We start from the raw sequence: 20,354 nt of genomic DNA, 5'->3' as shown, positions 1-20,354 counted from the left end.
TCTCCGCCGGGGGCTCACCCGCGCCCGCGGACCGGTGTCAGATCGCCGCCCTGCGCGCCAGAGCGCCTCGCGAGCGGGTGACCAGCGCGGCGAGAACCGCCGCGCCGAGCGGGACCACGACGAGCAGGACGCCCAGCGTCTCCCACGGGATGACCACCGGCACGAAGGGCGCCGTGGCCTCCTCCCCGCTGGACCATCCCTCGTCCATCATCCGCGCGTACATCAGGTCCTCCGCGCGGCGTTCGGTGAAGCGCAGCCCGACGGCGGGCAGGATCCCCGACGCCGAGCCGAGTACGACACCCATCGCGGCCACCACCCCGCACTGGAAACCGCTCAGTGCCTTGCGGACCCTGGGCGGCGCCCCGACGGCCGCGAGCGTCTTCAGGTCGGCCTCGGCGTCGGCCTGGGCGAGGCCCGTGGCGATACCGGCGGCGCCGATGGTGATCAGCCCCGCGAAGACGGCGAGCGCCAGCAGCGTGGCGCTGTTCTCGGGGACGAAGCCCTTCTCGATGGTCAGCCAGGGGTCGCTGCCCGTCTTGTCGAGCTCGCCGGCGAGCTTCTGCTGCTGCGCGTCGCTCGGCAGCTTCTCGGTGGTGAAGAAGGAACCGAACGGGACGGTCGTCATGCCCGCCTTCTCGGCCGCGTCCGGAGGCACGATCACCGTGACGCCGTACGCGTTCTCGCTGCCCGAGAACTGGTGGGCGGGGAGCTTCTTGACGGTGCCCGGCTGCTTCTCGGCATCCGATTCGCCCGCCGATTCCGCCTCCTTCATCTGCGCGGCGCTGACGACGCGGACATCGATCGTCCCGTTCAGGCCGCCCTTGGGCGCGGCCACGGCGCCGCCCTTCGCCCCGCCCTTGCCGGCATCGGCAGCGCCCTCGGGGGTGAAGATCCGCTTGCTGAAGGAGACCGCGCGCCCGTTCGCCAGCGCCTCGCTCGCTTCCGGATTGTTGATCTCCAGCACCTTGAGCAGCTTGTCGTCACCGACCAGGATCTCGCCCCCGACGCTGCCGAGGCCGGTGCCTCCCTGTTCGCAGCGCCAGTCCTTGGCGAGCTTGCGCCTCTCGGCCTTGGAGAACTTCTCCGACGGGTCCTCGTCCGTCTCGCCGTACGCCCAGAGCGGGCACTCGTACGCCTTGGGCGTGACGATCTCGTACCGTCCGCACTCGTCGCCGTCTCCGTAGGAGGAGCAGCTCTTCTTGCCGACCACGACACGGTCCACATCGGCCCGTACCTCCGTCGGAAGCACCTTCTGCGCGTCCTCGCGCATCGACGGGACGTCCGCGGCGGATTCCGGGGACAGGACCGCGACCGCGCCGTACGGCAGCTCCGGCTCGTACCGGGCCTCGGCCTGGGCGTCCGAGCTGGCCGTGTACGTCGCCACGGCCACCGTGCCCGCGACCGCCGCCAGCACCGCCGCCACGGCCGGAGCCGTACGGCCCCGGTTGCGTACGGCGTCCCGTAGCGCGAGCCGCGGTGAGAGCGGCAGCCAGCGGCCGATCCGGCCGAAGAGTCCCACGAGGGCCGGCGTCAGGGCCACGACGCCGAGCTCGGCGAGCGCGCTGCCGCCTGCGACGATCATGGTCTGGTCGGACGCCGTCGAGCCGTACAGCGCGATGCCCGCGCCGAGTACGACGGCGCTCAGGCCCAGTACCGGCAGCACCCTGCTGCTCTTGCGGATGCCACGGCGCCCGGTGAGGGAGGCGACGACGGTCTGCCGGGACGCGGTCACGGCGGGCACGATCGCGGCCAGCAGGCCGGTGACGACCGCGACCAGCGCGATCGCGATCAGCTCCAGCGGGCGCAGGTCGAAGCTGCCGAAGCGCTTGCCCAGGAAGGCTTCGAGCACCGGCTGGAGCGCGAAGGTCAGGACGATGCCCAGCACCGTACCGACCACGGCGGCGACCGCGCCGATCACCAGACCGCCGCTGAGGACGATGGCCCTGATGTGGTGCCGGTCGCCGCCGTTGGCGCCGACCAGGCCGAGCTGCCGGCGGGAGCGGCGGGCGCCGACGGCGAAGGCGGGGCCCGCCAGCAGGCAGATCTCCAGCATCGCGAGGCCCACGACGGTGCTGATGATGGCGAGCTCGGTGGCGTTGGCGGAGCCGCCCCCGAAGTCGGACGCGCCCTCCTTCTGGTACAGCGGCACGTCCGAGTCCGGCGGCGGGTCGAGCACCACCGCGCGCGAGATGACCGTGGCGCCCTTGGCGTTCGCCTCCTTGACCATGTTCCACGTGAAACCGGCGTCGCCGGAGACCGAGGTCAGATAGGTGGTGGACATCTGGGTGCCGGGCAGCTCCGCGGCGGCCAGCGCCTTGTCGAGCGGGGCCAGCAGGGCGCCGGGAAGCGCGTTGACCTGGGCGGTGTTCAGACTGTCCGGCAGTTCGTACGCGCCGACGATCCGGTACGAGGTGTCGAATCCGCGCGCCGTGAGCTTCGAACCGACGTGGAGACCGCTGCTCTCCAGGAAGGCGTCGGTCGCGGCGACCTCGCCGGACGCCCGCGGGAACCGGCCGCGGTCGAGGACCATGATGCCCTCGGCCATCGGGTCCGCCGCCCTCAGCTCCCGGACCGAGGTGCTCAGCAGACCGTGGGTCGTCCTGAGCTTGGCCGTGCCCTCCGAGTCGACCAGGGACTCGTTGCCCGCCGGGAGGGCCGTCGTGACGTCCATCTCGCCCTCGGGCCAGGGCTCGTCGTCGTAGCTCTTCACCGGCTGGTAGTTGTCACCCTCGGGGTTCTGCATGAGGGGGACGCCGCCCATATGAGGATCGGAGACGCGGGCGTCGGCGCGCCCCAGATCGCGGTCCAGTTGCTGGGCGGCGGTGAGATCGGCGCTGCGCAGCGTCAGGTCGGCGGCGCTCACACCGAGGATCGGCAGGGCGAGCATGGCGAGGACGAGGAAGCTGCGTCCCTTGAAGCGCCAGGCGTCACGGCGGGCTATGCGGATCGCGGCGCGCCAGGAGTGGTACCAGTTCTTCACCGCTCGGCCGCCTGGCCCGTGAGGAGCGAGTCGGCCTGGCTGCGGAGGGTCTGGTCGACGACGGCGCCGTCCCGCAGGAAGACCACGCGGTCGGCCCAGGCCGCGAAACGCGGCTCGTGCGTGACGAGGACGCCGGCCGCGCCCGCGTCGCAGCGGCTGCGCAGCAGGGCGAGCACGGACTCGCCGGTCTCGGAGTCGAGGGCGCCGGTGGGCTCGTCGGCGAGGACCAGGCGGCGGTCGCCGACGAGCGCGCGGGCGATGGCCACGCGCTGCTGCTGGCCGCCGGACATCTCGTCGGGGAAGCGGTCGGCGAGGGAGTCGAGGTCCATCTCGCGCAGCGCGGCGACGGCCTCGGTGCGGGCCTTGCGGGCGGACGTGCCGTCGAGCTCGCGGGGGAGGGCGACGTTCTCGGCGGCGGTGAGTGCCGGGATGAGGTTGTAGTCCTGGAAGACGTAGCCGATGCTGCGGCGGCGCAGCGCGGCTATCTGCTTGCGGTCCGCGGTGGTGAGGTCGGTGTTCTCGACGATCACCTGGCCCGATGTCGGGGTGTCGAGACCGCCGGCGATGGTGAGCAGCGTGGACTTGCCGGAGCCTGACGGGCCCATGACGGCGACGAGTTCGCCGGGAAAGACGTCGAGATTGATCCCGCGCAGGGCGTGGACCTCGGTGGCGCCACTGCCGTGGACGCGGGTCAGGTCCTTGAGTTGGAGCACGGGATGCGGTGCCTGGTCAGGCATGGGTGGTCCCCCTTGAGAACGGATCTGTGCGCAGACGCGTAGGTGGGTGGGTGGGGTGGCTGGGTTACGTCGTTGGTGGTGCCGGCGCGGTGTCAGCGGCTTCGGGAGCGGCCGAGGCCGACCCGGGAGGCGGGCGAGGGCTTCTCCCCCGTCGGCGCGGGGTCGGCCGGCCGGATCTGACCGTCGGTCCCGTCGCCCGCCGCGTCGGCGGCGCCCTCCTGTTCCTTCCTCCGCTGCTTCTCCTTCTGCGTGTTCATCAGCGAGAGCCGGACGAGCCGGGCCTCGCAGTGGTCGAGCCAGCGCGCCTCGGCCTCGGTCTGGAAGATGAGCTGTTCGAGGACGAGCAGCCACGCCACGTCGTCGCGGTTGTCCGGCGAGACGTCGGTGGCCTGGGCCTTGAGCCGCGTGTAGTCCTGCATCGCCTGCACGGTGTGGTGGCGCTGCGACTGGATCACGTCGCGGATGTCGATCCCGGGTGCGCCGACGGCCATCGCGAGTTTGATGGCGAGTTCGTCGCGTGGCGGACTGCGCCGGTCGACCGGTGACCGGAACCAGTTCCGCAGCTCCTCACGGCCGGCGTCCGTGATCACGTAGAGCGCGTGGCCGGCGTCGTCCTCACCGTCCTGGACGACCATGCCGTCGCGCTCCAGACGGTTGAGGGTCGTATAGACCTGGCCGACGTTCAGGGGCCAGGTGGCGCCGGTACGGGATTCGAACTCCGTACGGAGCTGAGAGCCGTAGCGCGGTCCCGATTCGAGGAGGGCCAGCAGCCCGTGGCGGATCGACATACTCAGTATGTATACCCGGTATGGCCATGGCGGCAAGGGCCCTGAGAGGGACGTCGCGGGTCCGTCGTAAGGAGGAGGTAAGAGTGACGTGGGATGTACAAGGGCGGTGAACACGCAGGTCAGAGGCGGTGTGTAGGGGGCGGCCGGTTGGCCGGCGTCAGCGTCGCCGCAGCCGTAGACCAAGAAAACCGATACCGAGTCCCATCAGCGCCATGCCGACGCCGAGGGTCAGTGCGGGGACGGCGCGGGCGACGGGCTCGGAGACGGCCTGGCTGCTCTGCTCCTGCGCGGAGGCGTCCCCAGGGGGTGTACGGGGTGGGGCGGGCCCTTCCTCGGAGGCTTCGGAGTCGTCCGACAGGAGCTCTTCGTCGTCGAGTTCATCCTCGTCCGAGTCGTCCCGCTCGCGCTCGCGTTCCCTCTTCGGGGACCTCTCGCTCTCCGGTTTCCTGTCGCTCTCCGGTGTGGCCAAGTCCGAGGCGGAACCGCTGTGGGACGGCGAAGCGGAACCGGACGAAGGTCCTCCCGTCGCACTCGGCGACATCGGCACGGTGAGGTAGGCGGAGGAGGTGACGGCGGCCGACGACGACGCCTCGCCACTCGCGCTCGGCCGCCCCGGCCGCGGCCGGCCCTGTCCGGCCTCGTTCCCCGCGAGCGAGGAACCGGCACTCGGGGAACGCGACGGCTCGGCGCGCGGGGCTCGGCGGTCCTCGGCGTACGCGAGCGGCGCGCCCGACAGGAGAGAGGCGAGTATGACCGCGATCGCGACCACGATCGCGCGGGAGGAACGGAGCCGTGCGTGGAGCCGTGACATCACCGACTCAGCGTCACATGCGGTGACAGAAGCGGCATCTCGGCCGTGCGGCCTCCGGTACGCGGAGTTGACGCGCGCCCGCCGGAGAGACGAAACGCCCGGCACACACGGTGTGCCGGGCGGTCGTGAAAAGGCCGGAACGTTGCCAGAGGCGGCCGGCCGGGATTCTAGTAGTACGGGTTGGTGATCGAACTGTCACCGCAGGACCGGATCACGCTGCCGCCCTCCATCACGAACGCCTCGATGTAGGCGTACTTGATGCCGAGGGAGTCGGTGGCCGTGGTGTTCCAGGTGTGCGAGGCGCCGTTTCCGCCGTACTCGTGGTGCAGCGGCCACAGGTGTGTCGCGCCCGACCCCTGCACGGTCTGGAGCTGGATCGCCACATGGTGGCCGTCGGCCGAGGTGTCCGTGATCCTGAGGCTGACGCTGTTGAGCTGGGTACGGCTGGCGAATACCCAGGAGCCACTTCCCGATGCGCCCGTGACGCTGCACGAGGCGCCCACGGCGTTCACCGCCGCCGCCGCCGGAGAAGCGGCGGCGGGGATGATGGCGGCGGCTGCCGCACCGGCGACAACAAGGCTGGACAGTCGTTTGCGCAAGGCGATTGATCTAGCCGGCGTTGCCGGTCGAGATCTTCAGTTCGAACTCCTGGTCCTTGGGGAGAACGGCCGCGCCCTGGCGCGGGTACTGCTCGACGACGATGCCCTCCGCCTGGGCGCCGTCGTCCACTTCCTTGACCTCGGCCCAGGTCCACCCCGCGGCCGTCAGGCAGTCCTTCACCGAGAGGATGTCCTTGTAACGAAGGTCGGGTGCCTGGACCTTCGTCGGGTCCACCCCGTCCTCCGAGGCTTCCGAGCACTTCTCCGGATCGATCGTCCGGTAGCGCTCCGGCGGCCGGTGGCCCTCGACGGCCGAGCCGCTGGGCTTCGACTCCGTCCCGCCCTTCTCGTCGTCGCCGCCCTGCGTGAGCGCGAACGTCAGACCGGCGATCGCCGCGACCGCGACCACGATCGAGCCGACGATCACCGGCATGTTCCGCTTGCCGCCCCCGTTGCCTGCACCGCCGCCGTGGCCGACGTGCCCGCCCTGGCCCGGGCCCATCGGGGGCTGCGGCGACATCGAGTACGAGGGGGACGGGGTCTGGTAGCCCGGCGTGGGCTGCGGCGGGTAGCCGTACGTGGGCGGCGGTGTCTGCATCTGCGCCGGTGTCGGCGGGCCGTACGCCCCCGGCTGGTACGGCGTCTGCACGCCGCCGTGCGGCGGCTGCGTCCCCTGGTCGACCGGCGGGAAGACCGCAGAGCCCACGCCCGCGCCGCTCACCGACGGGGCGCCCTGGACGATCACCGGGGCACCGGTGTGGCCCTGCGGCAGCACCCGCGCGCACTCGTCGCGCATCGCGGCGGCGCTCGGGAACCGCTCGTTCGGGTTCTTCTTCAGCGCCCGTGCGACGAGCGCGTCCATCGCGGGAGTGATGGAGCGGTTGATGGAGGAGGGCGCGACCGGCTCCTCCTGCACATGCGCGTACGCGATCGCCAGCGGCGAGTCCGCCTCGAAAGGCAGCCGGCCCGTCAGCAGCTGGAAGAGCATGATGCCGACCGAGTACAGGTCGGAGCGGGCGTCGACGCCGCGCCCCAGCGCCTGCTCGGGGGAGAGGTACTGCGGCGTGCCCACGACCATGCCGGTCTGCGTCATCGACGTGACGCCCGACTGCATGGCCCGCGCGATGCCGAAGTCCATCACCTTGACGACGCCGCGCTTGGTCATCATCACGTTGCCGGGCTTGATGTCGCGGTGGACCAGGCCCATCTCGTGGCTGGTCTCCAGTGCGGCGAGCACGTCCGCCGTCACCTTCAGCGCGCGGTCGGCCGGCATCGCGCCGTACTGCTGGATGTCCGACTGGAGTACGGAGCCGAGCGGCTGCCCCTCCACGTACTCCATGACGATGTACGGCATGAGCGAGCCGTCCAGCTCGTCCTCACCGGTGTCGAAGACCGAGACGATGTTGGTGTGCGACAGTTTCGCGACAGCCTGGGCCTCGCGCCGGAAGCGTTCGCGGAAGGACTGCTCGCGGCCCAGCTCGGTGTGGAGCGTCTTGATGGCGACCTGCCGGTCGAGAGCCGCGTCGTACGCGAGGTAGACGGACGCCATACCGCCCTCGCCGAGAAGGTCGCGAAGCTGGTACCGGCCGCCCGCGACCGAACCGCCCGCGTAGCGGCCCTGTGCGCCGTCGTGGCTCATGACTGTGCTTCCCCCTCGGCGCGGCGACGCGGTGATGTCAGTGCTTCGCGCTGATCCGTGCTCACATGCTCCCGTATTTACGGGCCAAGTCTGCCGCAGGGCCCTGACACGTCAAGCGGGGTGCCCGTTCCGTGACCCTACGCACAACAAGCGTCTCGGAAGCGTTACAGGAAACGCATGGAATTTGCCGGTGCGCAGGCGTACCGGGTTTGATGACCGGTCCATCTCCGATCGGCGTGCCGCGCGAAGGCTGTAGCGTGACCGGCACAGCAACAACCAGGATTCGTAGCGGCTCCTGGTCCCACACCTTCATCCATCCCAGGCACCACCGCTGACCCCGCACCCACGCGCGGCGGAGCGGACAGATACGACGGCGAGGACTGATGGCACCCGAACCCGAAGCAGGCGGCGGCGGAGTGCCTGATGCTGCGGACTCATGGGGCGTCGGCGGGCTGGTCGGCGACGGCCGTTACCGGATGACGTACCGCCTCGGCCGGGGCGGGATGGCGGAGGTGTACGCGGCGGAGGACGTCCGGCTCGGCCGTACCGTGGCCGTCAAGCTGCTCCGCTCCGATCTCGCCGAGGACCCGGTCTCCAAGGCCCGCTTCACCCGCGAGGCCCAGTCGGTGGCCGGTCTCAACCACCACGCCGTGGTGGCGGTGTACGACTCCGGTGAAGATGTCGTGGGCGGCCAGACCGTCCCGTACATCGTCATGGAGCTCGTCGAGGGCCGCACGATCCGCGATCTGCTCCTCAACGCGGAGGCGCCGCCGCCGGAACAGGCGCTGATCATCGTCTCCGGTGTGCTCGAAGCGCTCGCGTACTCGCACCAGCACGGCATCGTGCACCGCGACATCAAGCCCGCGAACGTGATCATCACGCACGGCGGCGCGGTCAAGGTGATGGACTTCGGCATCGCCCGTGCCCTGCACGGCGCGCAGTCGACGATGACCCAGACCGGCATGGTCATGGGCACGCCGCAGTACCTCTCCCCCGAGCAGGCACTCGGCAAGGCCGTCGACCACCGGTCCGACCTGTACGCCACGGGCTGTCTGCTCTACGAACTCCTGTCGCTGCGCCCGCCGTTCACCGGCGAGACGCCGCTCTCCGTGGTGTATCAGCACGTCCAGGACATCCCCGTCCCGCCGTCCGAGGTCTCGGACGTGGTGCCGCCGGAGCTGGACGGGCTGGTCATGCGCTCGCTCGCGAAGGACCCGGACGACCGGTTCCAGAGCGCCGAGGAGATGCGCGGCCTGGTCCAGTACGGCATGCAGATGCTCCAGCAGCAGGGCAGCCACGTCGGCACCTGGAACACCGGCCCCGTCGACATGCACGAGGGCGGCACCCCGGCGATGGGCGTCGCCGCCACGAGCGTGCTCGGTCACCCGCCGCACGGCGACACCGCGCAGCGCCCGCTGCTGCCGCCGCAGAACCCGAACGACGGCGGTTACGACGGCGGCCACCACGGCAACGGGGGCGGCGGCCGGGGCAAGATGTGGCTGTTCGCCGTGCTGGCCGTGATCGCGATCCTGGCGGGCGCCGCGTACGCGCTGAACAACATGGCCGGCACGGACACCGGGAACAAGGAAGACCAGAAGACCACGCAGAGCCCGTCCACCACGCCGAGCGAGGAACCGACGAAGTCGGACGACGAGGCCACGCCGTCCGAGGAGGAGGAGTCCACCTCGACGGGCGGCAACCAGCAGCCGGAGTACCCGACGGACAACACCCCGAGCGAGGAGCCGACGCCGTCCGAGAAGCCGTCGGACACGCCGTCCACGCCGGATCCGGGCGACGACGAGGGCGCGACGGAGGGCGACACCGAGGGCACCTCCGAAGGTGCCACGGAGGGCGCGACGGAGGGCACCAGCGAAGGCACCTCGGAGGGAACGGCGGAGGGGACCACCGAGGGCGGCGACGCGGAGGGCACCACCACCGGAACGACCGATGGCGGCGCGGGAGATCCCGGCACCATCGAGGGCGTCACGAGGTAGCGGTCCCGGGAGGGCCGGCCCGGCCGCCCCTCCCGCAGGCGCCCGTCCCTCACCCCGCGAACGCCTCGCGCACCTCCTCGTACCTCCGCGTCCACCAGACCGCCAGGGCCGACACCGCGGGGAACTGCGGGTCGGCCCTTCGGTCGTCCAGCAGATAGCGCCAGCGCAGTATCCAGAAGTCGTTCAGCCGCTCCCACCACACCCGGTGGACGGCCGCGGCCAGTTCGGCGGCGTCGGCCCCGGCCGCGAGCCGGTAGGCACGCGCGTACGCCCGTACCTTCTCCAGGTCCAGCTCCCCCGACGGCCGTACGAAGAAGATCGCCGCCGCCCGGACCGCCTCCTCGGCGCGCGGCTGGACGGAGAGCCGGTCCCAGTCGACGATCGCCGCGGGCTCCGTGCCCCGGTAGAGCAGGTTCAACGGGTGGAAATCGCCGTGCACCCAGCCGATGGCCGTCTCGGCCCCCGCCGGCGGACGGTGGTGGGCGTGGGTCTCCAGGAGCGTACGGCGCTCCCGCAGCCGGTGTTCGGCGAGGGAGTCGAAGCCGTCGCGCGGAGTGCGGCCACGGGCGAGGACGAGCAGTTCGTCGATGAGCGCGAAGGTGTCCGCCGGGGTGGCGCTGTCGTACGCGCCGTCGTACGCGAGGCGGCACTTCGCCGACTCCATGACCTGTTCCAGACAGGTGTGTACGACTCCGAGGAGCGATCCGAGCCGCCCCGACGCGGCGGGGGTCAGCTGCGCGCCGGTGCGGTGCCTGCCGTCGATCCAGGGGTGCAGGGCGTAGCAGTGGCCGCCGAGGACGGCGACGGTGCCGCCCTCGGTGTCCCGTACGGGCGGTGCGACGGGCACGCCGAGCGCCTGAAGCCGCCGGGTGGCGCGGTGCTGGCGGGCGATGGACTCGTGGTCGCCGTCGAGATGGTGCTTGAGGAAGTAGGAGCCGTGGGTCGTGGTGAGCCGGTAGCCGCGGTTCAGCAGGCCTTGGGCGACGGGTCGGCAGGACAGGGGTTCACCGCCGTGCTCGTAGCGTCTGAGCAGGTCACCGAGGGGGAGGAGGCCGAAGGGCTGGTCCGCCACGGGTGGAGCGGTAGCGACGTAAGGCATCGTCGCAGTCGTTGCAGATGAGCGCGGCACCCGTCAAATGATAGATCACTCAGCGTGTTGATCGTGTCGCGGTCCGCTTCCGCCCCCGCTCGCGGTCCCGCCGCCGCTCAGCCCGCTGCTTCGGCGGTCGCCTCCGCGGTGGCTTTCTCCGACGAGTATTCGAGGATGTGCACGGTCGCGAACTGGGGCGTCATGCTCATGTAGACGGCATCGAACGGTTCGCCGTCGACGTGGTGCGGACCCGGCCCGAAGAGCGCCAGCTCGTCGTCGGTCGGCCTGACCATGGTCGCGGTGCCGGTGAACTGGACCGACCAGAGGTCGGGCTCGCCGGTGTGGAAGTTGTCGGCGCCGTACGCGACCACACTGCCGCTGCACGCGCGGTGGTAACCCATCCCCCGGTGCATCCGCAGGACGACGCTGTCGTCCCTGACGATGTGGCGGGCGGGGGCCACGAAGGGCATCGCCCGCATGCTCGTCGCCACCCGTCCGTACCGGACCCGGTTGAGCAGCTCGATGGCGCGCAGATCATCGGTGGACATGGATCCCACTCTCAGTCACCGATCGTCCACAGAACAGGGGAGCCCGCCCCGGATGCGCGGGACCTTGGTCCTTATCGGGCCTTTAGGCAACCCGGGCCTTGAGAGGTCCTTCGACAGGTTTCAGCGCTGCTCGGCCTGGATTCTGGCCACGTACGCGGCGGCCTGCGAGCGGCGCTCCATGCCCAGCTTGGACAGGAGGCTGGAGACGTAATTCTTGATCGTCTTCTCGGCGAGATGCAGCCGCTCGCCGATGGCGCGGTTGGTCATGCCCTCGCCGATGAGGTCCAGGATCTTGCGCTCCTGCTCGGTGAGGTTCGCCAGCCGTTCGTCACCCTTGGGGGCGTTGCCCTCCCGGAGCCGCTGAAGCACCCGTGCCGTCGCGACCGGGTCCAGCAGGGACCGGCCCGCGGCCACGTCCCGTACGGCGGTCAGCAGCTCGTCGCCGCGAATGGCCTTCAGGACATAACCCGACGCGCCGGCCATGATCGCGTCGAAGAGCGCCTCGTCGTCGGAGAACGAGGTCAGCATCAGACACTTGATGCTCTCGTCCCTGGAGCGGATCTCACGGCAGACCTCGACCCCGCTGCCGTCCGGCAGCCGTACGTCGAGCACCGCGACATCGGGCCGGGTCGCCGGGATTCTGGTCAGCGCGTCCTCGGCCGTCCCCGCCTCGCCCACGACCTCGATGTCGTCCTCGACGGCGAGCAGCTCATGCACGCCCCGTCGGACGACCTCATGGTCGTCCAGCAGAAATACGGTGATTTTCCCCTTTTCAGGCACGACATCAGTCAAACACACTTCCCTCTATCCCCGTCGTGGGCCGCCGGGATAACGTGCCGTTGTTCCGGCGGCCTGCAAGGCTGTGACCAGTGGTTGTCCCCGACTTTTTCGATTTACTTGGAAATCCAATCAAAATCGCAGGTCAAGGGGGTTTCGCAGGAATGCGACCCACTGGGTAACGTGCCTGTGACAGGGCGCTCGCCGGGGCACCTGTCACGCCTGTCCCGGCCGGGCCGCACCCACCCCGTGCGCACGGCCGGAAGCAGGCGAGCCGCACTGGTTCCCGGCGGATCCCGGGGACCGGACCGACGGAGGAGCACGCACGTGACCGTGGAGAGCACTGCCGCCGCGCGAAAGCCGCGACGTAGCAGCGGCACCAAGCGCGCCGGCGCCAAGACGACGCCGCAGCCGAAGGCTTCCGAGCCCCAGCTCGTACAGCTGCTGACGCCCGAGGGCGAACGCGTCAAGAACGACGAGTACGACGGCTTCGTGGCCGACATCACCCCCGAGTCCCTGCGCGGTCTCTACCGCGACATGGTCCTCACCCGCCGTTTCGACGCCGAGGCCACGTCCCTCCAGCGTCAGGGCGAGCTGGGCCTGTGGGCCTCGCTGCTCGGCCAGGAGGCCGCCCAGATCGGCTCGGGACGCGCGCTGCGCGACGAGGACTACGTCTTCCCGACCTACCGGGAGCACGGCGTCGCCTGGTGCCGGGGCGTCGACCCGACGAACCTGCTGGGGATGTTCCGCGGTGTGAACCACGGCGGCTGGGACCCGAAGACCAACAACTTCCACCTGTACACGATCGTCATCGGCTCGCAGACGCTGCACGCCACCGGCTACGCGATGGGCGTCGCCAAGGACGGCGCGGACTCCGCCGTCATCGCCTACTTCGGCGACGGCGCGTCCAGCCAGGGCGACGTGGCCGAGTCGTTCACCTTCTCGGCCGTCTACAACGCGCCGGTGGTCTTCTTCTGCCAGAACAACCAGTGGGCCATCTCGGAGCCGACCGAGAAGCAGATGCGCGTGCCGCTCTACCAGCGCGCGCAAGGCTTCGGTTTCCCCGGCGTCCGGGTCGACGGCAACGACGTCCTGGCCTGTCTGGCCGTGACGCGCGCCGCGCTGGAGCGCGCCCGCAGCGGCGAGGGCCCGATGCTCGTCGAGGCGTTCACCTACCGCATGGGCGCGCACACCACGTCCGACGACCCGACGAAGTACCGGGCGGACGAGGAGCGCGAGGCGTGGGAGGCGAAGGACCCGATCCTGCGGCTGCGCGCGTACCTGGAGCGCGAGTCGGCCGCCGACGAGGCGTTCTTCGCGGCTCTGGAGAAGGAGAGCGAGGCGCTCGGCAGGCGGGTGCGCGAGGCGGTGCGGGCGATGCCCGACCCGGACCACATGGCGATCTTCGAGCATGTCTACGCGGACGGGCACGCGCTCGTCGACGAGGAGCGGGCGCAGTTCGCCGCGTACGAGGCGTCGTTCGCGGACTCCGGTTCGGATGCCGGTTCCGTTGAGGAGGACAAGTAGCCATGGCCGTACAGAAACTCCCCCTCGCGAAGGCGATCAACGAGTCGCTGCGCGTCGCCCTCGAAACCGACCCCAAGGTCCTGATCATGGGCGAGGACGTCGGCAAGCTCGGCGGCGTCTTCCGGGTCACCGACGGTCTCCAGAAGGACTTCGGCGAGGACCGGGTCATCGACACCCCGCTCGCCGAGTCGGGCATCGTCGGTACGGCGATCGGCCTGGCACTGCGCGGCTACCGGCCCGTCGTGGAGATTCAGTTCGACGGCTTCGTCTTCCCCGCCTACGACCAGATCGTCACGCAGCTCGCGAAGATGCACGCCCGCGCGCTGGGCAAGATCAAGATGCCGGTCGTCATCCGCATTCCGTACGGCGGTGGCATCGGCGCCGTCGAGCACCACTCCGAGTCGCCTGAAGCGCTGTTCGCGCATGTGGCGGGGTTGAAGATCGTCTCGCCGTCGACGTCGGCGGACGGCTACTGGATGATGCAGCAGGCCATCCAGAGCGACGACCCGATCATCTTCTTCGAGCCCAAGCGCCGCTACTGGGACAAGGGCGAGGTCGACAACGAGGCCATCCCCGGGCCGCTCCACAAGGCGCGGGTCACTCAGGCCGGCACGGATGTGACGCTCGCGGCGTACGGCCCGATGGTCAAGGTCTGTCTGGAGGCGGCGGCCGCCGCCGCCGAGGAGGGCAGGTCGGTGGAGGTCCTTGATCTGCGCTCGATGTCCCCGATCGACTTCGACACGATCCAGACGTCGGTGGAGAAGACCCGCCGGCTGGTCGTGGTCCACGAGGCGCCGGTGTTCTACGGCTCCGGCGCGGAGATCGCCGCCCGGATCACGGAGCGCTCCTTCTACCACCTGGAGGCTCCGGTGCTGCGGGTGGGCGGATTCCACGCCCCGTATCCGCCGGCGCGCCTGGAGGAGGAGTACCTTCCGGGCCTGGACCGGGTGCTCGACGCCGTCGACCGCTCGCTCGCGTACTGAGGAGTGCCGTGACCATGACTGCTGACACTTCTACCCGCTATCGAGAGTTCAAGATGCCCGACGTGGGCGAAGGGCTCACCGAGGCCGAGATCCTCAAGTGGTACGTACAGCCGGGCGACACCGTCGTCGACGGCCAGGTGGTGTGCGAGGTGGAGACGGCGAAGGCGGCCGTCGAACTGCCCATCCCCTACGACGGGGTGGTGCACGCGCTGCGCTTCGACGAGGGCACGACCGTCGATGTCGGGGCGTCGATCATCACGGTGGACGTGGCGCCGGGGAGCGACGACGGACCGGCTCCGGCCGCTGCTCCGGCACCTGCTCCGGTGGCCGAACCGGCCGCCGAGCCGAAGGGGCGCCAGCCGGTGCTCGTCGGCTACGGCGTCTCCGAGGCGTCCACGAAGCGGCGTCCGCGCAGGGGGGCGGCTGCGGTCCCCGAACAGGGCGCCGCGGCGGCGATCCAGGCGGAGATGAACGGGGTCGCTTCCGCCCCCGTGGCCGAGGGCCTGTCACGCCCGCTGGCGAAGCCGCCGGTGCGCAAGCTCGCCAAGGACCTGGGTGTGGACCTGACGACGGTCACACCGACGGGCCCGGACGGGATCATCACCCGCGAGGACGTGCACGCGGCGACGGCACCCGTGGCCGAGGCACCGGTCGCGGAGGCCGCGCCGGCTCCGGTGGCCGCCGCTCCCGCGACGGCCGGCCGGGAGACCCGTATCCCCGTCAAGGGCGTACGGAAGGCGACGGCGGCGGCGATGGTGGGCAGCGCGTTCACCGCCCCGCACGTCACGGAGTTCGTGACGGTCGATGTGACGCGCACGATGAGGCTGGTGGACGAGCTCAAGTCCGACAAGGACATGGCGGGCGTACGGGTCAACCCGCTGCTGCTCATCGCCAAGGCGCTGCTGGTGGCGATCAAGCGCCACCCCGAGGTCAACGCCGCGTGGGACGAGGCCGCCCAGGAGATCGTGGTCAAGCACTACGTGAACCTGGGCATCGCGGCGGCGACCCCTCGCGGCCTGCTCGTCCCGAACATCAAGGACGCGCACGACATGACCCTGCCCGAACTCGCCCGGTCCCTGGGCGAACTGGTGTCCACGGCCCGCGAGGGCAAGACGACCCCGTCGGCCATGCAGGGCGGCACGGTGACCATCACGAACGTCGGCGTCTTCGGCGTCGACACGGGCACCCCGATCCTCAACCCGGGCGAGTCGGCGATCCTGGCGGTCGGCGCGATCAAGCTCCAGCCCTGGGTCCACAAGGGCAAGGTCAAGCCTCGCCAGGTCACCACGCTGGCCCTGTCGTTCGACCACCGCCTGGTCGACGGCGAGCTGGGCTCGAAGGTCCTGGCGGACGTGGCGGCGATCCTGGAACAGCCGAAGCGACTGATCACCTGGGGCTGAGGGCTGAGGGCTGACGGAAGGACGTAAGGGTCGCAACTCCGCCGGGAGTTGCGACCTTTCCGCCTCCACGCGCCCCTGATGGCGTCGGCCCTGGCGGACTGGGCGGTGCGCCACGAGCCGGGGACGGCGGAGTCCCGTAAGCGGTACCGTCGCCCCGCGCAACCCTCGCGCTCAGGCCGCCCGCCGGCGCTGGCGCGCCGCCTCGTACAGGACCACCGTCGCCGCGTTCGAGGCGTTCAGGGAGCTGGCCGAGCCTGACATCGGGATGCTCACCACGTGGTCGCACAGCTCGCGCCAGCTCGTGCTCAGGCCGGATGTCTCGTTGCCGATCAGCAGCAGTACCGGCTGCGTCAGGTCGAACGCGTCGGTGTCCGCGTCGCCGTGCTCGTCCGTGCCGACGACGGCGACCGGGCGTCCCGCCGCGCGTTCCTTCGACAGCCACTCCGCGACCTCCTGGTGGGAGGGGCTCCGGACGACCGGGAGCGCGAACAGGGAGCCTGTCGTGGCGCGTACGGCCTTCGGGTCGTAGACGTCGGCCGCGTGGCCCGTGACGATCAGGCCGTCCGCGCCGAAGGCGTCGGCCGAGCGGATGATGCTGCCGATGTTGCCGGGCTGGGTGGGCCGGTCGAACAGCACGCCCAGGAAGCTGTCGTGGACGCGGATCCGGCTCAGGTCGTCCGGCCGCGTCTCGACCACGGCCAGGACCTCGGGCGGCCCGTCGTTACGTTCGCCCAGTTCGGCGAGGAGTTCGGGGGCCATCGCGACACGGTCCGTACTGATGCCGCGCAGCAACTCCTCGGCCCACCGCGAGAGCGGCCGGCTCGCGTCGTACAGCAGGGCGCGTACGGTCCACCCGTGCTCGACGGCCATCGTGATGGGGCGTACGCCCTGCACGAGGAACTCGCCCTGCCGCTTGCGCTTGTTGCGGTTGGCGAGCAGCGCGTGCCACTGCTGGAAGCGGGCGTTGCGGGTTGTGATCCGCTGACCGGCCACCCGTACTCCTCGTCGCTCTGCGATCCCTGACCGGGGAAGGTTACAGCGACGGCCGGGCCGGGCTCAGACCTTGGAGGTCGGGCAGCCTGCGGATCCGGGACCCGTCGCCCCGTGGACGTAGGCGACAGCAAGAAGGGCGCGGCCACCTTGTGGTGGCCGCGCCCCTTACCGCATCCCGCAGGGGGGTCAGTCGCGCTGGGCGCCCGCCGGGAGCTTGCGGAGCTTCATCGTCTTCGCAGCCGACGCGCCCGAGTAGTAGTCCAGCAGCTTCGCCGCGTCGTTGTAGCGGTCCGTGCCGTTCAGGATGACGCCGATGTGCGTCTTGCCGTTGCGTGTGGCGGCGAAGATCAGGCAGGGGCCGGCGGCCGTGCCCGTGCCGGTCTTGACGCCGAACGCGCCCGTGTACGAGCCGAGCAGCTGGTTCGTGTTGTACCAGGTGTACGTGCGGGTGCCGCCCGTGCTGGTCGGGGTCGTGGTCTTGTAGCTCGTGGACTTGACGACCGTACGCAGCGTGGAGTTCTTCATCGCGTACTGGGCGATCGTCGCCAGGTCGCGCGGGGTCGTGTAGTTGTCGCCGGCCGCCGAGATGCCGTCGAACGAGTCGAACTTGGTGTTGGTCAGGCCCAGTTCCTTGGCCTTCGCGTTCATCTTCCCGATGAACGACTTCGTGCGCGCCGCCACCGTCGAGCCGGTGCCGACCGCGTCCGCGAGGGCGTACGCCGCGTCGCAGCCGGACGGGAGCATCAGGCCGTACAGGAGCTGACGGATCGTCACCTTGTCGCCGGTGCGCAGGTCCGCGGTGCTCGCGCCTTCGCGGACCACGTAGTCGCGGTAGGTCTGCTTGACGGTGATCTGGCGGTTGAGGTCGATGCCCTTGGTGTTGAGCACGACGGCCGCGGTCATGATCTTGGTGGTGCTGGCCATCTGGCGGCGGATGTCCGCGGCCTTGCCGTACCGCTTCGCGCCGGTGGTGTCGTCCAGCAGGAAGGCACCCTTGGCCGAGAGGGTCGGCAGGGCGGCTGCCGCCGCCTTGGCGGCGGGCGCGGACTCGGCCGCCTGGGTCGCCGGGGCGACCAGGGCCGTGCCCGTCAGCATGGCGCCGGCGGTGAGGGCGATCACGGTGGACCTACGCACGTTTCTCCGCACGCCGGGGAAGCTCTTGATCAAAGGAACGCTCCGATGTCGCAAATGCCCTGTCTGAAGTGAATTCGACGCACGCCCGTACAGGGGTGGTCCACTGAGAAGACGCACGAGTGATCTGAAGGGATGTACGACACGCGCCGAAAATCCTGTCGTTCCGCGATATGGACGCGATCACTCACGCATCCCTGTTGTATCTAAGCTGTGCTCATGCCATCCGCGCCCGCCGCCACCTCCCCCGTCTCCGCCGTCCCCGTGAAACAGCCGCCCGCCGCCGACCGTGTCTACAGCCACATCAAGCAGGGTGTTCTCGACCGGCACTACCAGGGCGGGACCCTCCTTACGGAGGGCGAACTCGCCGAGGCCGTGGGGGTGTCACGTACGCCCGTGCGCGAGGCGCTGCTGAAGCTTGAGGTCGAGGGGCTGATCAAGCTCTATCCCAAGAAGGGCGCCCTCGTCCTCGCCGTCTCCGCGCAGGAGATCGCCGATGTCGTCGAGACCCGCCTGCTGGTCGAGGAGTTCGCCGCCCGCAAGGCCGTCCCCGCGTCCGCGCGGCTCATCGCGCGCCTGGAGGAACTGGTCGAGAAGCAGCGTCGTCTCGCCGAGGAGGGCGATCTGGCCGCCGTGGCGGTCACCGACCGCTGCTTCCACGCCGAGATCGTGCGCAACGCCGGCAACGAGATCCTCTCGAAGCTCTACGACCAGCTCAGGGACCGGCAGTTGAGGATGGGCGTCGCCGTGCTGGAGGCGCACCCCGAGCGCGTCGAGACCAGCATCGTCGAGCACGCCGAACTGCTCGAAGCCATCAGGGCCGGTGACGCCGAGGCCGCGGCGCGGTGCGTGCGCGCCCACGTCGGCCGCGTCAAGGTGCTCATACGGGGTGAGGCCCGGTGAGCGCGCCCTCTTCCGGAGCGTCCGGTGCGTCCGGTGCGTCGGAACCTCCCGGACCGTCCGGACCGTCCGGCGCGTCCGGGCCCCCGGAAGGATCCGGACCTTCGGAAGCTGCCTCAGGCGGGTCCTCCGGATCATCCGGTTCCTCCGGCCGCGGCCCCGCCCTCGCCCTCCCCGGCGACCCGCCCGGCGGCCGCCGCGCCATCGCCGTATGGAGCATCGGTGTCGCCGTCTACTTCGTCGCCGTCATCTTCCGTACGAGCCTGGGCGTCGCCGGACTCGACGCCGCCGACCGCTTCGACGTCAACGCCTCCGCCCTCTCCACGTTCTCGATCCTCCAACTCCTCGTCTACGCCGGGATGCAGATACCCGTCGGCCTCATGGTCGACCGGCTCGGCACCCGCAGGGTCCTCACCCTGGGCGTGACGCTCTTCACCATCGGCCAGCTCAGCTTCGCCCTCGCCCCCACCTACGGCATGGCCCTCGCCGCCCGCGCCCTGCTCGGCTGCGGCGACGCGATGACCTTCATCGCCGTACTGCGCCTCGGCGCCCACTGGTTCCCCGCCCGCCAGGGCCCGTTGATCGCGCAGTTCACCGGGCTCTTCGGGATGGCGGGCAATCTGGTCTCGACCCTTCTCATCGCCCGCCTGCTGAGCGACCTCGGCTGGACGACGACGTTCGTCGGCAGCTCGATGGCCGGTGTCGTCGTCCTCGTACTCCTGCTGTGCTTCCTGAAGGACCACCCCGAGGGCCACGAGCCTCCGCCGTCCGAGCACGCGGGCGCGACCTATGTACGGAGGCAGATCGCCGAGTCGTGGCGGGAGCCCGGCACCCGGCTGGGGCTCTGGGTGCACTTCACCACCCAGTTCCCCGCCATGGTCTTCCTGCTGCTGTGGGGCCTGCCGTTCCTCGTCGAGGCCCAGGGGCTGTCCCGCGCCACGGCGGGCGATCTGCTCACCCTGGTCGTCCTCGTCAACATGGTGATCGGCCTCGTCTACGGGCAGATCATCGCCCGCCACCACGCCGCCAGAGCCCCGCTGGCCCTCGGTACGGTCGGCGTGACCGCTCTCGTCTGGGCGTCGACGCTCCTCTGTCCCGGCGACCACGCGCCGATGTGGCTGCTGATCACCCTCTGCGTTGTCCTCGGCTCCTGCGGACCGGCCTCGATGATCGGCTTCGACTTCGCCCGGCCCGCGAACCCGCCGGCCCGTCAGGGCACCGCCTCCGGCATCGTCAACATGGGCGGTTTCATGGCCTCGATGACGACGCTGTTCGCCATCGGCGTGCTGCTCGACGCGACCGGCGGCGACTACCGCGTCGCGTTCTCGTCCGTCTTCGTCCTCGAAGCGCTCGGGATCGTCCAGATCCTGCGGCTGCGGGCGCGCACGGCGCGACGGGAGCGTGAGCGGCTGGTGGCCAGCCGGGTGGAGGCGGTGCACGTGCCCGCCTGACGGGAG

17 protein-coding genes are annotated in these 20,354 nt (G+C 70.5%); 6 read left to right on the top strand and 11 right to left on the bottom strand.

What is annotated here, in order from left to right; genetic code table 11:
* Window positions 1-37: 37 nt before the first annotated feature.
* From IEY79_RS05400 to IEY79_RS05375, 6 genes are all read right to left on the bottom strand, one after another.
* Window positions 38-2,980 carry an FtsX-like permease family protein gene (locus IEY79_RS05400; protein ID WP_189106142.1) on the bottom strand — a complete coding sequence of 981 codons (2,943 nt, stop codon included), beginning with the start codon at window positions 2,978-2,980 and terminating at the stop codon, window positions 38-40.
* Window positions 2,977-3,717, bottom strand: coding sequence for an ABC transporter ATP-binding protein (locus IEY79_RS05395; protein WP_189106141.1), 741 nt, complete (start codon window positions 3,715-3,717; stop codon window positions 2,977-2,979). Before IEY79_RS05395 ends, IEY79_RS05400 begins: the two co-directional genes overlap by 4 nt.
* 92 nt (window positions 3,718-3,809) lie before the next feature.
* On the bottom strand, window positions 3,810-4,505 hold the full coding sequence (locus tag IEY79_RS05390; protein ID WP_189106140.1) for a PadR family transcriptional regulator: 696 nt from the start codon (window positions 4,503-4,505) through the stop codon (window positions 3,810-3,812).
* Between the two features lie 157 nt (window positions 4,506-4,662).
* Window positions 4,663-5,316 (bottom strand): hypothetical protein, encoded by a 654-nt coding sequence (locus IEY79_RS05385; protein ID WP_189106139.1) that lies wholly within the window; start codon window positions 5,314-5,316, stop codon window positions 4,663-4,665.
* A 167-nt stretch (window positions 5,317-5,483) separates the two neighbouring features.
* Complete coding sequence (locus IEY79_RS05380) at window positions 5,484-5,915, bottom strand: hypothetical protein (RefSeq protein ID WP_189106138.1); 432 nt, start codon at window positions 5,913-5,915, stop codon at window positions 5,484-5,486.
* Window positions 5,916-5,925: 10 nt separating this feature from the next.
* Window positions 5,926-7,554, bottom strand: coding sequence for a protein kinase domain-containing protein (locus tag IEY79_RS05375; protein ID WP_189106137.1), 1,629 nt, complete (start codon window positions 7,552-7,554; stop codon window positions 5,926-5,928).
* A 383-nt stretch (window positions 7,555-7,937) separates the two neighbouring features.
* Here IEY79_RS05375 and IEY79_RS05370 point away from each other — a divergent pair, with 383 nt between their 5' ends.
* On the top strand, window positions 7,938-9,548 hold the full coding sequence (locus IEY79_RS05370; RefSeq protein WP_189106136.1) for a protein kinase domain-containing protein: 1,611 nt from the start codon (window positions 7,938-7,940) through the stop codon (window positions 9,546-9,548).
* A gap of 49 nt (window positions 9,549-9,597) precedes the next feature.
* Here the strand turns inward: IEY79_RS05370 and IEY79_RS05365 are convergent, their stop codons facing one another.
* From IEY79_RS05365 to IEY79_RS05355, 3 genes are all read right to left on the bottom strand, one after another.
* Window positions 9,598-10,647 carry a phosphotransferase gene (locus tag IEY79_RS05365; RefSeq protein WP_189106135.1) on the bottom strand — a complete coding sequence of 350 codons (1,050 nt, stop codon included), beginning with the start codon at window positions 10,645-10,647 and terminating at the stop codon, window positions 9,598-9,600.
* Between the two features lie 107 nt (window positions 10,648-10,754).
* On the bottom strand, window positions 10,755-11,186 hold the full coding sequence (locus IEY79_RS05360) for a pyridoxamine 5'-phosphate oxidase family protein (RefSeq protein WP_189106134.1): 432 nt from the start codon (window positions 11,184-11,186) through the stop codon (window positions 10,755-10,757).
* Window positions 11,187-11,306: 120 nt separating this feature from the next.
* On the bottom strand, window positions 11,307-11,966 hold the full coding sequence (locus IEY79_RS05355; RefSeq protein ID WP_189106133.1) for a response regulator: 660 nt from the start codon (window positions 11,964-11,966) through the stop codon (window positions 11,307-11,309).
* Window positions 11,967-12,290: 324 nt separating this feature from the next.
* Between IEY79_RS05355 and pdhA the strand changes: the two genes are divergently transcribed.
* From pdhA to IEY79_RS05340, 3 genes are read left to right on the top strand one after another with little or no spacing between them, the layout of a single operon-like run.
* On the top strand, window positions 12,291-13,490 hold the full coding sequence (gene pdhA / locus IEY79_RS05350) for a pyruvate dehydrogenase (acetyl-transferring) E1 component subunit alpha (RefSeq protein WP_189106132.1): 1,200 nt from the start codon (window positions 12,291-12,293) through the stop codon (window positions 13,488-13,490).
* 2 nt (window positions 13,491-13,492) lie between these two features.
* The gene (locus IEY79_RS05345) at window positions 13,493-14,473 is read left to right on the top strand and encodes an alpha-ketoacid dehydrogenase subunit beta (protein ID WP_189106131.1); all 981 of its coding nucleotides are present in this window, start codon (window positions 13,493-13,495) and stop codon (window positions 14,471-14,473) included.
* Window positions 14,474-14,487: 14 nt separating this feature from the next.
* Window positions 14,488-15,873, top strand: a complete 1,386-nt coding sequence (locus IEY79_RS05340) for a dihydrolipoamide acetyltransferase family protein (protein WP_189106130.1) — start codon at window positions 14,488-14,490, stop codon at window positions 15,871-15,873.
* Between the two features lie 171 nt (window positions 15,874-16,044).
* On the opposite strand, the gene IEY79_RS05335 is transcribed toward IEY79_RS05340, so the two are convergent.
* Together IEY79_RS05335 and IEY79_RS05330 are read right to left on the bottom strand one after the other, a co-directional pair.
* A complete protein-coding gene (locus IEY79_RS05335) occupies window positions 16,045-16,866 on the bottom strand; it encodes an RNA methyltransferase (RefSeq protein ID WP_189106129.1) in 822 nt (273 codons plus the stop codon).
* Between the two features lie 186 nt (window positions 16,867-17,052).
* Window positions 17,053-17,961: a D-alanyl-D-alanine carboxypeptidase family protein gene (locus IEY79_RS05330; RefSeq protein WP_189106428.1), complete on the bottom strand. Its 909-nt coding sequence runs from the start codon at window positions 17,959-17,961 to the stop codon at window positions 17,053-17,055.
* A 255-nt stretch (window positions 17,962-18,216) separates the two neighbouring features.
* Here IEY79_RS05330 and IEY79_RS05325 point away from each other — a divergent pair, with 255 nt between their 5' ends.
* On the top strand, window positions 18,217-18,900 hold the full coding sequence (locus IEY79_RS05325; RefSeq protein ID WP_189106128.1) for a GntR family transcriptional regulator: 684 nt from the start codon (window positions 18,217-18,219) through the stop codon (window positions 18,898-18,900).
* Between the two features lie 200 nt (window positions 18,901-19,100).
* The gene (locus IEY79_RS05320) at window positions 19,101-20,348 is read left to right on the top strand and encodes an MFS transporter (RefSeq protein WP_229700709.1); all 1,248 of its coding nucleotides are present in this window, start codon (window positions 19,101-19,103) and stop codon (window positions 20,346-20,348) included.
* Window positions 20,349-20,354 lie beyond the last annotated feature (6 nt).

This window comes from Streptomyces camponoticapitis (genome assembly GCF_014646115.1).
In the GTDB taxonomy this organism is placed as follows: Bacteria; Actinomycetota; Actinomycetes; order Streptomycetales; family Streptomycetaceae; genus Streptomyces; species Streptomyces camponoticapitis.
This window is presented reverse-complemented; position numbering and strand designations above follow the sequence as displayed.

Excerpts from the sequence above, each read along its gene's own strand:
- IEY79_RS05390 (WP_189106140.1), bottom strand. The coding sequence starts at position 4,505 with ATGTCGATCCGCCACGGGCTGCTGGCCCTCCTCGAATCGGGACCGCGC.
- IEY79_RS05330 (WP_189106428.1), bottom strand. The coding sequence starts at position 17,961 with ATGCTGACGGGCACGGCCCTGGTCGCCCCGGCGACCCAGGCGGCCGAG.
- IEY79_RS05325 (WP_189106128.1), top strand. The coding sequence starts at position 18,217 with ATGCCATCCGCGCCCGCCGCCACCTCCCCCGTCTCCGCCGTCCCCGTG.
- IEY79_RS05365 (WP_189106135.1), bottom strand. The coding sequence starts at position 10,647 with ATGCCTTACGTCGCTACCGCTCCACCCGTGGCGGACCAGCCCTTCGGC.
- IEY79_RS05345 (WP_189106131.1), top strand. The coding sequence starts at position 13,493 with ATGGCCGTACAGAAACTCCCCCTCGCGAAGGCGATCAACGAGTCGCTG.
- IEY79_RS05360 (WP_189106134.1), bottom strand. The coding sequence starts at position 11,186 with ATGTCCACCGATGATCTGCGCGCCATCGAGCTGCTCAACCGGGTCCGG.
- IEY79_RS05375 (WP_189106137.1), bottom strand. The coding sequence starts at position 7,554 with ATGAGCCACGACGGCGCACAGGGCCGCTACGCGGGCGGTTCGGTCGCG.
- IEY79_RS05395 (WP_189106141.1), bottom strand. The coding sequence starts at position 3,717 with ATGCCTGACCAGGCACCGCATCCCGTGCTCCAACTCAAGGACCTGACC.
- IEY79_RS05340 (WP_189106130.1), top strand. The coding sequence starts at position 14,488 with ATGACTGCTGACACTTCTACCCGCTATCGAGAGTTCAAGATGCCCGAC.
- IEY79_RS05370 (WP_189106136.1), top strand. The coding sequence starts at position 7,938 with ATGGCACCCGAACCCGAAGCAGGCGGCGGCGGAGTGCCTGATGCTGCG.
- IEY79_RS05385 (WP_189106139.1), bottom strand. The coding sequence starts at position 5,316 with ATGTCACGGCTCCACGCACGGCTCCGTTCCTCCCGCGCGATCGTGGTC.